At 68.5% G+C, this 14,846-nt stretch carries 13 protein-coding genes and 1 tRNA gene; 7 read left to right on the top strand and 7 right to left on the bottom strand.

Annotated elements, in window-relative coordinates; translation table 11 throughout:
* Window positions 1–177 precede the first annotated feature (177 nt).
* Genes ACJQWL_RS01380 through ACJQWL_RS01365 form a run of 4 tightly spaced genes read right to left on the bottom strand, consistent with a single transcriptional unit; the run spans window position 178 to window position 2,319 of the window.
* Complete coding sequence (locus ACJQWL_RS01380) at window positions 178–363, bottom strand: CsbD family protein (protein WP_330967909.1); 186 nt, start codon at window positions 361–363, stop codon at window positions 178–180.
* A gap of 59 nt (window positions 364–422) precedes the next feature.
* Window positions 423–1,187 carry a DUF3618 domain-containing protein gene (locus tag ACJQWL_RS01375; RefSeq protein WP_330967910.1) on the bottom strand — a complete coding sequence of 255 codons (765 nt, stop codon included), beginning with the start codon at window positions 1,185–1,187 and terminating at the stop codon, window positions 423–425.
* Window positions 1,184–1,642, bottom strand: coding sequence for a phage holin family protein (locus tag ACJQWL_RS01370; protein ID WP_330967911.1), 459 nt, complete (start codon window positions 1,640–1,642; stop codon window positions 1,184–1,186). The genes ACJQWL_RS01375 and ACJQWL_RS01370 overlap by 4 nt, the downstream gene beginning before the upstream one ends.
* 8 nt (window positions 1,643–1,650) lie before the next feature.
* Window positions 1,651–2,319: a hypothetical protein gene (locus ACJQWL_RS01365; protein WP_330967912.1), complete on the bottom strand. Its 669-nt coding sequence runs from the start codon at window positions 2,317–2,319 to the stop codon at window positions 1,651–1,653.
* Between the two features lie 757 nt (window positions 2,320–3,076).
* Between ACJQWL_RS01365 and ACJQWL_RS01360 the strand changes: the two genes are divergently transcribed.
* The 7 genes from ACJQWL_RS01360 (at window position 3,077) to arsC (ending at window position 11,148) form a co-directional block, all read left to right on the top strand.
* Window positions 3,077–4,609 (top strand): MBL fold metallo-hydrolase, encoded by a 1,533-nt coding sequence (locus tag ACJQWL_RS01360; protein ID WP_330967913.1) that lies wholly within the window; start codon window positions 3,077–3,079, stop codon window positions 4,607–4,609.
* A gap of 91 nt (window positions 4,610–4,700) precedes the next feature.
* Window positions 4,701–5,474 (top strand): SDR family NAD(P)-dependent oxidoreductase, encoded by a 774-nt coding sequence (locus ACJQWL_RS01355; RefSeq protein WP_330967914.1) that lies wholly within the window; start codon window positions 4,701–4,703, stop codon window positions 5,472–5,474.
* A 209-nt stretch (window positions 5,475–5,683) separates the two neighbouring features.
* Window positions 5,684–7,666: a TonB-dependent receptor plug domain-containing protein gene (locus tag ACJQWL_RS01350; RefSeq protein ID WP_330967915.1), complete on the top strand. Its 1,983-nt coding sequence runs from the start codon at window positions 5,684–5,686 to the stop codon at window positions 7,664–7,666.
* Window positions 7,659–8,306, top strand: coding sequence for a YfiR family protein (locus tag ACJQWL_RS01345; RefSeq protein WP_330967916.1), 648 nt, complete (start codon window positions 7,659–7,661; stop codon window positions 8,304–8,306). Before ACJQWL_RS01350 ends, ACJQWL_RS01345 begins: the two co-directional genes overlap by 8 nt.
* Window positions 8,303–10,183, top strand: a complete 1,881-nt coding sequence (locus ACJQWL_RS01340; RefSeq protein ID WP_330967917.1) for an ATP-binding protein — start codon at window positions 8,303–8,305, stop codon at window positions 10,181–10,183. The genes ACJQWL_RS01345 and ACJQWL_RS01340 overlap by 4 nt, the downstream gene beginning before the upstream one ends.
* Before the next feature lie 470 nt (window positions 10,184–10,653).
* A tRNA-Val gene (locus ACJQWL_RS01335) sits at window positions 10,654–10,728 on the top strand.
* Window positions 10,729–10,782: 54 nt separating this feature from the next.
* A complete protein-coding gene (gene arsC / locus ACJQWL_RS01330; protein WP_330967918.1) occupies window positions 10,783–11,148 on the top strand; it encodes an arsenate reductase (glutaredoxin) in 366 nt (121 codons plus the stop codon).
* Window positions 11,149–11,196: 48 nt separating this feature from the next.
* On the opposite strand, the gene ACJQWL_RS01325 is transcribed toward arsC, so the two are convergent.
* The 3 genes from ACJQWL_RS01325 to ACJQWL_RS01315 form a co-directional block, all read right to left on the bottom strand.
* Window positions 11,197–12,819, bottom strand: a complete 1,623-nt coding sequence (locus tag ACJQWL_RS01325; RefSeq protein ID WP_330967919.1) for an FMN-binding glutamate synthase family protein — start codon at window positions 12,817–12,819, stop codon at window positions 11,197–11,199.
* A 118-nt stretch (window positions 12,820–12,937) separates the two neighbouring features.
* Window positions 12,938–14,101: a lytic murein transglycosylase gene (locus ACJQWL_RS01320; protein WP_330968004.1), complete on the bottom strand. Its 1,164-nt coding sequence runs from the start codon at window positions 14,099–14,101 to the stop codon at window positions 12,938–12,940.
* Window positions 14,102–14,312: 211 nt separating this feature from the next.
* Window positions 14,313–14,606 (bottom strand): hypothetical protein, encoded by a 294-nt coding sequence (locus ACJQWL_RS01315; protein ID WP_330967920.1) that lies wholly within the window; start codon window positions 14,604–14,606, stop codon window positions 14,313–14,315.
* Window positions 14,607–14,846: the final 240 nt, after the last annotated feature.

Raw genomic sequence — 14,846 nt, 5'->3', positions numbered from 1 at the left:
CTCCGAGGATGCCACAGCAGCGGGTCCGTGGAAGGACGTGGCCACGGCGCCCCACGAAAGCCCCACGGGAGCCCGGCCGGAGCCCACGCATGAAAACGCCCGGCCGCTCCACCTGAAACCAGGGGTGCGTACCGGGCGCGTGCCACCCGTCAGTCAACGGGCCGGCGTTGCGGGCAATCAGTCGCGGTGCTTGTTGTCGCGCACCTCGTCGGCGGCCTTGCCGACTTCGCGTTGCATCTTGCCGGCGTTCTTCTCGATGTTGCCGGCGGCTTCCTTGGAGCGGTCGCCGGTGGCCTTTCCGACGCCTTCCTTCACCGCGCCGCTGACTTCGTGCTTTGCACCTTCGGTTCGATTCTTGTCCATGTCGTACTCCTTCGGTTCCCGCGGGGGCGGGCGTGGGGGGGGTGCGTCACAGCTGGTGATCAGTGCGGCGCACGTTGCTCGTTTCTGCCGGACTCCCTAGGGGTGCTGACTTGGCGGCCGGCTTCGGCGGCGCGGTCGTAACCGCGCTTGGCCAGAGACCTGGCGTCGTCCTTGAGGTCGTCGCTGGTCTCGCCCAGCAGCTCGTCTTCCTTGCGCGTCGAGGGCAGCATCGCCCCCAGCATTGCGCCGACCGCGATGCCCATCGCGCCCACTGCCATCGGGTTGTCTTCGAGCATGTGGTGGAAGCCGTCATTGGCCTGGCGGGCGCGCTGGCGGGCGGTGTCCATTGCACCGTGCGCGGCGTCGCCGACGCGGTCCTTGGCGTGGCCCATTTTCCCGGACATGCCGTCACGGGCCTCGCGGGCACGCTGGCGGATGCCCCCGTCGTCGTCCTCGTAATCGCCGGCATCGGCGTAGCCGCTGGCCTCATAGCCGGTGCTGCCCGGGTACCGCGTGCGAGGGGTGTCGTCCTTGTTGGCATACAGCCACATCAGGCCGGCGGCGGTCATCAGCGTGGGAAGCGGGTTGGCCTTCACGGTGTCGCCGAGGTTGCTGGCGAACTCACGCCCGCCGCCCTTGCCGTAGCCGAGCACGCGGTCGAACATTTCGCCCGGCGAGAGCTTGCTTTCAAGCGCGTCCAGCAGGCCACCGATGTGGTCTCGCTGAAGATTGATATCGCGCTCCAGCTGCGCCTGGGTGGCAGACGGCGAGGTTCGGCCGGATGTCTGGTAGTTGCTGTTGGTGGTGTTGTCCTGGTTGTTCATTCCGTCCTCCCTTGGAGAGCGTTCTTGTCCTTGTGCAGGGCATCCATCGTGCGATCGGGCTTCAGGGCCTGCGCGTCGAATTTCCTCCTGCCGGCATCCACCATCGCCAGGCCAACGGCCAACGTGATGCCACCGACGATCAGCGCGGCCAGCCACGGTGCGACCACGTTGCCCAGCGCGTACACCGCCGCCAGCAACAGGACGATGAAGCCACCCAGGGCGACGGCGCCGCCCACGGAGACCGCGGCCACGCCGCGCTTGGTCGCATCCAGGCTTTCGCGCGCTTCGCTCTTGGCCAGCGCGACCTCCTTGTTGAGGAGCGAAGGCACCTCGTGTGCCAACTCCTTCAGCAGGCTGCCGATCGACGCGTCCTGGTTCTGCTCCGGTTCGGAATCCCCGGGCGTCCTGCGGGGGATGTCGGTATGCACGTACGTGCCATCGCTATGGGCTTTCATCCGGGCGTTCATGAGCGCACCCCCGTTTGCGGCTGGCTGCTGGGGTTGCTGCCGTTGCTGGAGGGCGTGGACATACGGGTCGCGGGCTGCGCGCCGTAGGGCGGCGTAGTGCCCGACCCGGTGGCGGCGGAATATCCGCTACCGACCGAACCCTGCGTGGCGGGGTTGGAGGCCGAGTGTCGGCGGCCAAGCGACGAATCGCGTCCGCTGTCGGACGTGCTCTCCCGCGACGGCGTGGAGGCCTTGGCGAAGCGCGAAAGACCAAAGCCGATCGCGATGCTGCCGGTCACGAACAGCGCCGGGTTGTCGCGTGCCAGCCGGCTGACTTCGTGCAGCAGGTCATCGCCGGTCTTCTCACGCATGTTGGTGGACAGCTGGCCCAGGTTCTGCGCGAGTTCGGACACGTAATCCGACAGGTGGCCCATGTCATCGCCCTTGAGCTCGGCGGCAGCGGCCTTGGCACTGTCTGCCAGCGTGTCGACCTTGCCCGCGGCAGTGCTGCGCGCCTCGTCGACATTCGCCCGGGCTTCGGCCTCGGCTTCTCCGGCCAGCGCACCGGCCTTGTTCTTCAGGTTCTCGTCCCCTGTACGTGGCCGGGGGCTGTCGCCTCGCGTGCCGCGATGGGACGGTGGGCTGCCCTTGTTGGCGCCCGAAATGTTCTGGGTTGGGGTATCCATGGAATGGTTCTCCTGTTGGGTGCCGCGGATCAAGCACCAAACCGGTGTGCGGACCCACTGACTCGGGGCGCCGGTACCGGTGATCCCGCGGCAGGCGGGAGGTGGCAGTGCCGCCCTCATCGGCGATGAGCCCGGGTTGTCGATACGCCCCGGGAGTGGCGGTTGCTTGGCCCGGGATCCGGTGGATCCCTTGGGGCCGCTGGTCGACGGGCTGCGGTATTTCTCTGGCAGCTCATCGAAATGGTTTTTTTGGTTATCCAGACATCGCACGCTCTTTAATTATTGCGATAGCAGGATAATTCAAGAATTGATTCAATATTCATAATCAAATCATTCAATACTTATGAGATTCTCGCGCAAATACTCGCATGTGCGCATGGCCTGGATCATTCCGGAAGATCAGTTCGATACGTCGTGCCTTCGCTTCCAGGCACCTGTCTGGCCGGCATGGACCCGACCAGTGCGTGGGCCGGCCGGCGCAGAGTCTACAAATAGTTGGATCCTGTATTCGTGCATGCGTTTCCAATCGACGCCCGTACATCTCAAAGCCAGTACATCGTAACGACATGGCTGATAATGTTTCGTGAAAACATGTATTTACTTTTGCAGTGCTCGCGTGAGGACCGGGAATGAATAGGAGCAGCGCGACGGTGCTACCGGTCCCGACCGCCGCTCCTCGCCGGGGGGTGGCGAGCGGCAACCCGCAATCCTCCCGGTTTGATCCCGATCAAGGCACGCGTCCCCGGATAGGCGTCCCATGGCCCCACCCCGTGGAGGAGTCCGCATCAATGCAAGCGCATCGCGCAAGTCCGTACGCCCGCCGCCACGCGCGCCGTTGCATCGGGACGGCACGGTGACCGGGGCCGGTCCCGACAGTGGTTTCGCGCTGACCTTCCTGGGTGCGGCGGGCACCGTCACCGGCTCGCGCTACCTGGTGGAGACGCCGCAGAGCCGCGTGCTGGTCGACTGCGGCCTGTTCCAGGGCTACAAGCCGCTACGGCTGAAGAACTGGGCGCCCTTCCCCATCGAACCCGACAGCATCGACGCGGTGGTGCTGACCCATGCCCACCTCGACCACGCCGGCTACCTGCCGCGGCTGGTAGCGGAAGGCTTCTCCGGCCCGGTGTGGTGCAGCCGCGCCACCCGTGATCTCTGCGGGATCATGCTGCCCGACTCCGCCCGCCTTCTGGAGGAAGAGGCCAGCCATGCCAACCGCGTCGGCTCGTCAAAGCACCATCCGGCCAAACCGCTGTACGACGAACGCGACGCGGCGCTGGCGCTGCGACAACTGAAGGTGGTGGAGTTCGGAGCGCATTTCGCTGCGGCGCCGGGTTTGGTGGGGATGTTGCGCCCCCAGGGCCACATCCTGGGCGCGGGCGCGGTCACGCTGGAACACGGAGGCATGCGCGTCACTTTCAGCGGCGACGTCGGCCGCCCGGATGACCCGGTGATGCCGGCGCCAGAGCCGCCCGCCGACAGCGACTGGATCGTCTGCGAGTCGACCTACGGCGACCGTCGGCACCTGCCCGGCTCGCTGCGTGCCGAGCTCAAGCCGATCCTGGCCAAGGTGGTGGCCCGCGGTGGCACCGTGGTGATCCCCGCGTTCGCGGTGGGACGCGCGCAGGCACTGTTGCATGTCGTCTGCGGCCTGGTCGACGACGGCGAGCTGCCGCCGGTGCCCCTCTACCTCAACAGTCCGATGGCCGCGCGCGTAACCGCGCTGTACCGCGACCACCTCGGTGGACATCGACTCGACGCGACGGCACTGGACCGCATGGACCGACTGGTGCGCACGGTGTCCAGCGTGGAGGAATCCAAGGCGCTGAATGCACGCAAGGGCCCCAAGGTGATCGTCTCGGCCAGCGGCATGCTCAGCGGCGGACGCGTGCTGCACCACCTGCTGGCGTTCGCCGGCGACCCGCGCAACGCCATCGTGCTGTGCGGCTACCAGGCCGGAGGCACGCGAGGCGCGGCACTGGCGCGTGGCGAGCGCCGGCTCCGGGTGTACGGTGTGGACCTGGACGTTCGCGCGGAGGTGTTCCAGCTCGACACCGGTTCGGCCCACGCCGACGCCGACGAACTCATCGCCTGGCTCGACGCCGCCCCGCGACAGCCCCGCGGCGTGTTGCTGAGCCACGGCGAACCCGACGCCGCCGACGCACTGCGCCAGCGCGTGGAACGCGAACTCGGCTGGCCGGCATCGGTGCCGGAGTTCCGCGACCGGGTCGACCTGATGGGCGTACCCAGCGTGCCACGCCCACCCGCGAGGCCTCGACCCGCGACGGATTGATACATCCGGCCCCTGTCGCATCGAAGTTCCGTTGCCGCGCGCCGTCGTAGCCTCGGCACCCCCGCTGCCCACCCCAACCCCGGAGAACAACATGAATCGTGTCCAGGACAAGTCCTGCATCGTCACCGGCGGTGCCGTCGGCATCGGCAAGGCATGCGTTGAAAAGCTGGCACAGGAAGGCGCCCGGGTGGCGATTGTGGATGTGCAGGACGGCCCCGGCGAGTCGCTGGCCGCCCAGCTGGTGGCCCGCGGCATGACGGCGCGCTACTGGCACGTTGACGTGGGCGACGAAGCGCAGGTCGAGCGGGCCTGGTCCGGCATCGCCGAGGCATTGGGCGGAATCGACGTGGTAGTCAACAACGCCGGCGTCGCCGGGGCCAACAAGCCGACCGACCAGGTCACCGAGGCCGAGTGGGACCACGTGCAGCGCATCAACGTCAAGGGCGTGTTCTTCTGCACCAAGCATGCGATAGCGCACCTGCGCCGGGCCGGAGGCGGGAGCATCGTCAACCTGTCGTCGATCTACGGGCTGGTCGGCGCGCCGGACCTGCCGCCCTACCACGCATCGAAGGGTGCGGTGCGGCTGATGACCAAGACCGATGCGTTGCTGTTCGCGCCCGATGGGATCCGGGTCAGTTCGATCCACCCGGGTTTCATATGGACGCCGCTGGTCGAACAGCACCTTCGCGACAGCGGCCAGGCGGACATGGAGCAGGGCAAGTCCGACCTCGCCCAGCTGCATCCCCTGGGGCGCGTGGGTGACCCGGACGACATCGCATGGGGGGTGGTGTACCTGGCTTCCGACGAGTCGCGTTTCGTCACCGGATCGGAACTGGTGATCGACGGTGGCTACACCGCCCGCTGAACGGGCGTGGCGGGTGGATCCGATGCGCCCCGCTTCGCTCTGACGCTTCGCCCTGCGCTCCATCGGCGGCTGGCACCGTACAGGGCGCCTACGGACGGGACGGCGTGCATTGCGTGTGAACGGACCGGGAAAACAGCGAACCGCTTGGCTGGTTGCCCGGGAGCGCACGGGCCATACTCCGCGATCGTTTCGCTCGCAAGGCACGCTGCATGTCGGGGACCCTTCTCAAGCACACCGCCCTCGCGGCGGCCCTTGGCTGTGCCATTTCCGGGCCGGCCACCGCCGCGGCCGTGGCCAGCCAGGACGTGGTCCGCCTGGCGAACATGAGCCTGGAAGAGTTGCTGCAGACGGAAGTGACGAGCCTGGCCGGCACCGCCGCCTCCCAGTTCACCACCGCCGCGGCGATGACCGTGCTGACCGGCGAGGACATCCGCCGCTCCGGCCACCGCACCCTTCCCGAGGCACTGCGCTTGGTGCCGGGCATGTACGTGGCGCGTGTCAACGCCAGCAGCTGGACGGTTGGCACGCGCGGCCTCACCGGGTCGTCGCTGACCGCCAACCGATACCTGGTGCTGATCGACGGCCGATTGGTTCACGACCCGCTGACGTCGGGAACGTTCTGGGACGCAGTGGACATACCGCTGGCCGACGTCGACCGGATCGAGGTCATCAGCGGCCCCGGCGCGACGCTGTGGGGCGTCAACGCCATGAATGGCGTGGTCAACGTCATCACCAAGGACGCCCGGACCACCCTGGGTACGCTGCTGCAGGCCGGCGCCGGTACCCAGGGCGAGCGGCGCGCCCTGCTTCGCCATGGCGCCCCGACCGGCGAGAACTCCGCGGTACGGCTGTGGGCCAGTTACGCGTCGCAGGACGAGTTCAAGGACGCTGCGGGTGTCGGCATCGACGATGGATGGTCGACCGTGCGCGCCGGCGTGCGCTGGGACGGCCAGGTCCGAGAGGACGTGGATGCCTCCGTACAGGCCGAGGCCTACGGCCACCCCACCGCCGACTTCACCGTCCGCGTGCCGGTACCGGGCGAGCACAACCAGTTCCAGGTCGTCAGCGGGCAGGATACGGTCAACGGTGCGCATCTCATGGCGCGCGTCGGCCATGCGCCCTCCAGCGAGGCCGGCTGGTCGTTGATGGCCTACGCCGACCAGAGCGAGCGCAGCAACATCCGGTTCGGCGTGGAGCGGGTGAACTCCAATCTCGAGTACCGCCAGTGGACGCCCTGGGGCGAACGCCAGCAACTGATCTGGGGCGGCAACTGGAACTGGACGCGTGACGACACCACGCCCGGGACCACGCTGCTGTTCGATCCGCGATCGCGCTCCTGGTCCACGCTCAACGTGTTCGCCCAGAACACTTCCGAGCTGGTCGAGGACACGTTGTTCCTGATGGTCGGCTCCAAGTTGACCGACCACGAGTTCGTCGGCCTGCAGTTCCAGCCCAGCGTGCGCGCCTGGTGGACCCCGTCGACCAAACAGACCGTGTGGGCGGCGGTATCGAGACCCGTGCGCGTGCCTTCGCGGTTCGAGGAAGACGGCCTGCTGGTGTTTTCCTACGCCGACCTGGGCCTGCTGACCACCGGCCAGGCAAGCGGCGTTATCGTGCCGCTGGGCCTCGCCGGCGACGAGCGGCTGCCGGCCGAGAAGCTGGTCGCCTACGAGCTGGGCCACCGCATCCAGCTCTCTCCACGCGTCGCGCTGGATACCTCGGTCTTCTACAACGATTACCGCCAGTTGCTGGGCGTGCCACCCGCGATCATCGGTGCGTTCTCGGACCAGGCCAGCGGCACGACGTGGGGCGGCGACATCAGCGTCTCGGCGCGGTGGACCGATCGCTGGCGGATGGAAGCCTCCTACAGCCGGCTCAATACCGACATCAGGGGACCGGTGCTGGCCTTCGATGAAACCGCAACTCCCCGGCAGCAGGCCCAGCTGCGCTCCTACCTGGACATCGCCGACACGATGGAACTCAACGTCGCCGCGTACTACGTCGACGAGGTGCCGTTCCGGGACGTACAGGACTACACGCGGCTGGATATCGGGCTGAGCTGGCGACCCTGGCAGAACACCTCGGTGTCGTTGTGGGGACAGAACCTGCTCGACTCCGGGCACTCGGAAGGCAGCGGCGCGCAGGTGCCGCGCGGTCTCTTCGCACAGGTCACGGTGGGCTTCGATGATTGACCTCTTCCGCTTCACCCGCGCAGCCCCCCGTCCGGCACATGCCGCGGGCGCACGCGCCGCCGCTTCGCGCCTGGGCCGCGCGCGTCTGGGAGCGGCCTCACTGATGCTGGGCCTGGCCTTCGCCGGCCGCGTGGACGCCCAGCCGACGGACAGTGCGGAAGTGCAGCTGGAGGCTGCCTTCCTGGTGAACTTCGTGCGCTTCACCCAGTGGCCCCCGCCGCGCTTCCCCTCGCCCGATTCGCCTTACGTGCTGACGGTGCTGGGCGACAGCGAGGTGGTGGACGCGGTGCGCGAGGTCGCCAACGCCGCCGGCGAGATCCAGGGCCGGCGCATCCGCGTGCAACAAGTCACCAGCCTCCGCCAGGCCGATGCCACAGAGGTGCTGCGGCGAAGCCACGTGGTGTTCGTGCACGGCTCGACGTCGATCACGCCCCAACAGCTGCTGCCGCGCATCGATGGTGCCAGCGTGCTGACCGTGGGTGCGGGCCACGACTTCACCCGGCACGGCGGCATGCTCGGCCTGTCCCGATCGGGCCGCCGGATGGGATTCACCGCCAACGTCGCAGCCATCCAGGCCAGTGGCCTGAGCGTCAGCGCGAAGGTCCTCAAGCTGGCGACGCCACAGGGCCGCCGGCAGTGACCCCCACCCCGGCGCGCGAAGGCTCGCTGGCCGACCGGATCACCCTGCTGGTGTTGCTGACCAGCGCCACGGTGATCCTGCTGGTGTCAGCCGCCCTTGCCGCTGCCAACCACGTGCAGGTGCGCGACACCGCGTTCCAGGCACTACGCACCCAGGGCCGGCTGGCGACGATCAACGCCGCCGCGCCGCTGGCCTTCGGCGACGTCGACACCGGGCGCGAGGTGGTGAACGGCTTCAGCGCGCTGCCGGACGTCTCCTCGGCGACGCTGTTCGACACCAGCGGCGCGGTGTTCGCCCGCTTCACCCGCGAAGGCTTCGCCGAGCGCCTGCCTCTCGATACGCCAGCGGGGGAAAACGGTGCGTTGGGCGTGTTCGTGGTCAGCCTGCCGGTAGGCGAACGCCAGGACCAGCTGGGCACCCTGCAGGTGGTCTATGACCTGGCCGGCCTGCGCCAACTGCTGCTGCGCAACCTGCTGTGGGCCGCAGGCACCTGCGTGGTGGCGTTGCTGCTGAGCGCGCTGGCCGCACGCAAGGGCGCGCGCCTGCTGGTGCGCCGGCTCGAGTGGCTGGACCAGACCGCCCACCAGGTCTCGCGTACCCGCGACTACTCGTTGCGCGCCGAGGTCAAGGGCAACGACGAGGTAGCGCGCTTCACCGAGACGTTCAACCAGATGCTCGGCGAGATCCAGCGACAGGACCGCGACCTTCGCGAATCCCGCCAGCAGGCGCTCGCGGCCAGCCGCCTCAAGGACGAGTTCCTCGCCACCGTGTCGCACGAACTGCGCACGCCGATGACACCGATCACCGGCTGGGCGCAGGTCCTGCAACGCATCGCCCCCGACAATCCGCAGGTCACCGATGCCGCGCGCGTCATAGAACGCAGCGCCCGCGCCATGACCCGCATCATCGACGACCTGCTGGACATGAGCCGGATCATCTCCGGCAAGATCCGCTTGAACCCGGAGCCGGTGGTTCTGGAGGACGTCGTGCGCGATGCGATCGGCGCAGTGCAGGTCGCCGCTGACGCCAAGCGCATCCTCCTGGCCACCGCCGTGCCGGCCGGACTGGGGCTGCGGGCCGACCCGCACCGCTTGCAGCAGGTGCTGTGGAACCTGCTGTCGAACGCGGTCAAGTTCACCCCTGCCGGCGGCGTGGTACGCATCGAGGCGCGCACCACCGCCGACCATGTGCTGGTGAGCGTGTCCGACACCGGTCCGGGCATCGACCCGGGCTTCCTTCCATATGTGTTCGACCGTTTCAGGCAGGCCGACAGCAGCGTCACCCGGCCCCACGGCGGGCTTGGCCTGGGGCTGGCGATCGCACGCCAACTGGTCGAGCTTCACGGCGGTGAGATCGAAGCCCAGAGCGCGGGAATCGGCCACGGCTGTTGCCTCACCATCACCTTGCCGCGCGCCGCCAGTGGCGACGCCACCGCGCCCGCCACCCCCGGGTCGAGCACGCTGCCCGAGGAGCCACTGGGTATCACCGGGGTGCCGCTCACCGACGTGCGGGTGCTGTCGGTGGAAGACAACGACGACGCGCGCGAGTACCTGCGCCACGTCTTCGCCAGCCACGGCGCGGAAGTGGTCAGCGCGGCCAGCGCAGACGAGGCGCTGGCGCGGCTGGAGCGTTTCCAGCCGCACGTGCTGGTCAGCGACATCGGCATGCCGGGTCGGGACGGCTACTGGCTGATCGGCCAGGTGCGCGAGCATGCAAACCCGGCACTGCGCGGCCTGCCGGCGATTGCACTGACGGCGTTTGCCGGGGAGGCCGACCGCGAGCGCGCCATCGATGCAGGCTACAACGCCCACGTCGCCAAGCCCGCCACGCACGAGGCGCTGGTCAGTGCGGTCCGGCTGGTGCTGCCGACGGTCTAGGTCGATGGGGGCTGGGGGCTGGGGCCGGGCGCCCATGCGGCGTCCAGCACCGGCACCACGTGTTTCGGCGCCCGCGATACCACTGCGCCGGGTGGCGCGCACCTCGCGCGTCAGCCAGGCAGTGGCCAGACAAGCCTGGTGCGGCGGCAGGGCGCCAGTGGGTGGATCGCGCTCCCCTGCACGAAGTCCGCATCCACGCGCGCCATCGGGACGCGGACCGCGTCCGACCGGTGAAACGAGCCGGACGCACGCGGGCCGGATTTTCCCGATCCCCCATTCGCAATTGGAACCGGCCACCGGACGGCTTATCCGTGCAAGGTGCAACACCGGACACGAACGCATGGACGGGCACGACGCGAGCGGCGGCGTGAGTTCAGGCCGCGGGCCGGAATGCGCAGCCGGGACTGCATCCATCCCGCTCGTCTTGCGTTGTCGCCCCGGCGCTGCTGTATACTGCGCGGCCCGAATTCGGGCGGTTAGCTCAGCGGTAGAGCATTGCCTTCACACGGCAAGGGTCGCAGGTTCGATCCCTGCACCGCCCACCATGTATTCCGACCAGGCCGGCGCAAGCCGGCCTTCGTCGTTCCAGGGAGCCAGCCATGACCATCCACCCTCCCGGCTTGCGGCTGTGGCACAACCCGCGTTGTTCCAAGTCGCGCGCAGCGCTGGCGCTGCTGACGGAACGCGGCATCGAGCCGGACATCGTCGCCTACCTCGACGAGCCGCCCTCGCTGGACGACCTGCGCGAACTGGTCTCGGCCTTGGGGATATCCCCGCGTGGGTTGATGCGCACGGGCGAAACCGAATACTCCAACCTGGGCCTTGCCGATCCGTCGCTGGACGACGATGCCTTGCTGGCTGCGATGCAGGCGCATCCGCGGTTGATCGAACGACCGGTCCTGGTGCGGGGGACCCGGGCAGTCATCGGACGCCCGCCCGAGCGGGTGCTCGAACTGCTCGACTGATCGCCCGCGCCCTGCACGCCGTGTGCAGGCATGGCAGGGCCAGATCGCTCAGACCAGCTTGCTCTCGCGCATGCGCTGGACCTGCGGCGGCGGCGCGAATGAATCACTGCGCGCGCTTTCCCAGAACGAACGGAATACCGAGTGGTCGGGTACCCCCTGCAGCAGCGCTCCGGGCTCCAGGAACCGGTACAGCGCGGCCAGTGACCGCACTTCCGTTGGCGTGACCCGGCGCAGGATGTGCTCGGGCCCGATCTGCCGTGGGTGCTCCAGCCCCGCCGCGCAGATCAGGTCGCGAAGCGCCAGTAGCGTGTTGTGGTGGTAGTTGCGCACCCGTGCGCCCTTGTCCGGCACGTCCAGCGCACGCCAGCGCTTGGGGTCCTGGGTCGCCACGCCGGTCGGGCATTCATCGGTGTGGCAGCTGAGCGACTGGATGCAGCCCAGCGCGAACATGTAGCCGCGCCCGGCATTGCACCAGTCCGCGCCCATCGCCATGGTGCGTGCGATGTCGAAGGCGGTGGTGATGCGCCCTGCCGCGCCCAGGTGGATGCGGTCGCGCAGGCCCAGGCCCACCAGTGTGTTGTGCACCAGCATCAACGCTTCGTGCATGGGCACGCCGACGTGGTCGATGAACTCCGCGGGTGAAGCGCCCGTGCCGCCCTCCGCGCCGTCGACCACGATGAAATCCGGCAGCTGTCCGGTTTCCTGCATCGCCTTGGCGATGCCGAACCATTCCCACGGATGCCCGATCGCCAGCTTGAAGCCGACCGGCTTGCCGCCCGACAGCTCGCGCAACCGCGCGACGAACGCCAACAGGCCACGGGGCGTGTCGAACTCCGCGTGCCGCGCCGGCGAGACGCACTCCACCCACGCCGGCACCCCGCGTGTCACCGCGATCTCCGGCGTGACCTTGGGCGCGGGCAGGACGCCGCCGTGGCCGGGCTTGGCACCCTGCGACAGCTTGATCTCGATCATCCTGACCTGCGGGTCGGTGGCGTTCGCCGCGAAACGCTCTTCGCTGAAGCTGCCGTCGTCGCCACGGCAGCCGAAATAGCCCGAACCGATTTCCCAGACCAGGTCGCCGCCGTTCTCTCGGTGGTAGGGGGAGATCGAGCCCTCGCCGGTGTCGTGGTAGAAGCCGCCGAGCTTTGCGCCCTTGTTCAATGCACGAATCGCATTGGCCGACAGCGAACCGAAGCTCATCGCCGAGATGTTGAACACGCTGGCGGAGTACGGCTGTGCGGTGCCCTCGCCGATGGTGACGCGGAAGTCGTGGGTGCCGTGCGGCGTGGGCGCCATGGAGTGGTTGATCCACTCGTAGTCGACGCTGTACACGTCATGGAGCGTGCCGAACGGGCGCGTGTCGTTGACCGACTTCGCTCGCTGGTACACCAGCGCACGCTGCTGGCGCGAGAACGGTGTCTCGGCGGTATCGGACTCGATGAAGTACTGCCGCATTTCCGGCCCGATCGACTCCAGCCCGTAGCGGAAGTGCGCGAGCAAGGGATACACCCTGCGCAGGGTGCTGCGCTTCTGCGCGAGGTCCCACGTGCCCAGCGCGGCCAGCCCGCCGAACACCAGCACCGCCCACGCCCATCGCGGATCCAGCACTGCCATGCCGATGGAGAGGATCGCCAGCACGACGCTGGCGGCATAGGCGGCGTATCGCATCATGCGTGGGTGGTCCCCGGTCCGATTCGGGCCTCAGGATAGCCGCGCGCGCAGGACGGCACGACTGCAGGGTGCAGCCCACTGGGGCTGATCGGCCTGGCCGACCATGGGGACATCCAGGTCACTTCAGGCGAACTGGCCCGGATGCCCTGAGCGCCTTCAGCATGCGCTGGCCCGCGCGCCCGTCGATCGGTTGCATGCCCATGCGCGCCTGCTCGAGCTTGATTGCCGCGCGCGATGCCTTGCCCAGCATCCCGTCCACTTCGCCGATGTCGTGGCCACGGGCGAGCAGCAGCGTCTGCACCTCGCGGCGTTCGGCGCGGGACAGCCCCGGGTCGGCCGTGGGCCAGCCCTTGGCGAACCCGCCACCGCCGCGCAGCCGGTCCGACAGATGGGCGATGGCAAGCGCATAGCTTTCGGCGGCGTTGTAGCTGTAGATCGCGTCGAAATTCTTGAACACCAGGAACGACGGCCCCGCCGCGCCCGCCGGCTGGAACAGCGCAGCCGGGGTGTTGCCCGACACGGGGATGGCACCGCCATCCACGCGCCGGATGCCCCGATCCGTCCATTCCGACAACGGACGGCGGTTGGTCCGTCCCGCCGGGCCGTCGAACCCCGACGGCAGGCGGATCTCATAACCCCAAGGCTGGCCGCTGCGCCAACCCGAACGCTTCAGGTAGTTCGCGGTGGAGGCGAGCGCGTCTGGGATGCTGCCCACCAGGTCGCGGCGCCCGTCGCCGTCGAAGTCCACCGCGATCCTTCGGTACGTCGATGGCATGAACTGGGTGTGCCCGAACGCACCCGCCCACGAGCCCACCAGGCGTTCGGGCGCCACGTCGCCGGACTGGATGATCCGCAGGGTGTCGATGAGCTCGCCACGGAAGAACGACTGGCGACGCCCCATGCAGGACAGGGTGGTGAGCGAGGTCAGCAACGGACGCTTGCCGAACGTGGCGCCGTAGTCGCTTTCCACGCCCCAGACCGCGACCACGGTGGCCGGATCGACCCCGTACTTCGCTTCCACCCGGGAGAGGACACCGGCATGTTCGGCAAGCATCCGCTGGCCATCCGCCACGCGCTTGTCGTCCACCAGGCCGGCCAGGTAATCCCAGATCGGCGTGCTGAACTCGGGCTGCGAATTGAGCAACGCCAGCAGCGAAGGATCCGGCGTGACGGTACGGACATTGGCATCGAAGACCGACGCGGAGATACCCTCGCCTGCTGCCCGCGACCCCAAAGCGTCAACACAGCGCTCGAACGCCGGGGTGGCGCCCGCCGCCGGCATGGCGATGGCCGATGCGAGCGACACGGCGAGCAGTCTCCAGGCATGGGAAAGCGGGCGGGCGAGGGTCGGCGGCGGTGCAACGGCACGCGGCGCCGAACGGAAGGCGGAGTGCAACGTACTGGTGGCGGTTTTTTTCATCCGGTCACTTTATCGACCGGTGCAGGCAGGTCCGATCACGCGACCGCCACGAAGCTGCATCGCGCCAAACGATTCAGTACGTCACCACCTCGATATGCCGACCGGCGGCGTCCTGCACGCGCTCCAGGTGGGCACGCGGGCCCGGGCCGTGCGGTCCCTCCGGGGTGCGATGCACCGCAAGCCGGCCATCGGTCGCATGGGCGGTGTCCGAGCGGTCCGGACGGGCCAGGGGCTCCACGGCCGCGACGATTCGCAGGCCAACCGCCATCGTTGCATCGGCCGGCTCCGCCCACGACGGCGACGCGCACAGCAACGCGGTGAGAACGGTGGCGACAAGGGCGGGCAACTGGATGGTTCGACGTTGCATGGGCGGGTCCTCCCTGCCCTGTCCAACGCAAGGCGCCGGACGATCCGGCCCTGGTCCGCGAGGAAGCGGTAAGCCGGCTGTGGGGCCCTCAGAACGGGACCCGCCCACTCACCATGCGGGCGTGTGCATCGGCAAACCGAGACGCGGGCCCGATTTCGCGCAGGTGCGCCCGCCTGACCGTGCCTGCGCCATCGAACCGTGACGCAGCCCCTGAAAATACGAGCACTGGAGACAGGGGAC

Origin of the sequence: Novilysobacter viscosus, from assembly GCF_046600715.1 — a bacterium.
Lineage (GTDB): Bacteria > Pseudomonadota > Gammaproteobacteria > Xanthomonadales > Xanthomonadaceae > Lysobacter_C > Lysobacter_C viscosus.
The sequence above is the reverse complement of the archived record's forward strand: the minus strand, read 5'-3'. Positions and strand labels throughout refer to the sequence as shown.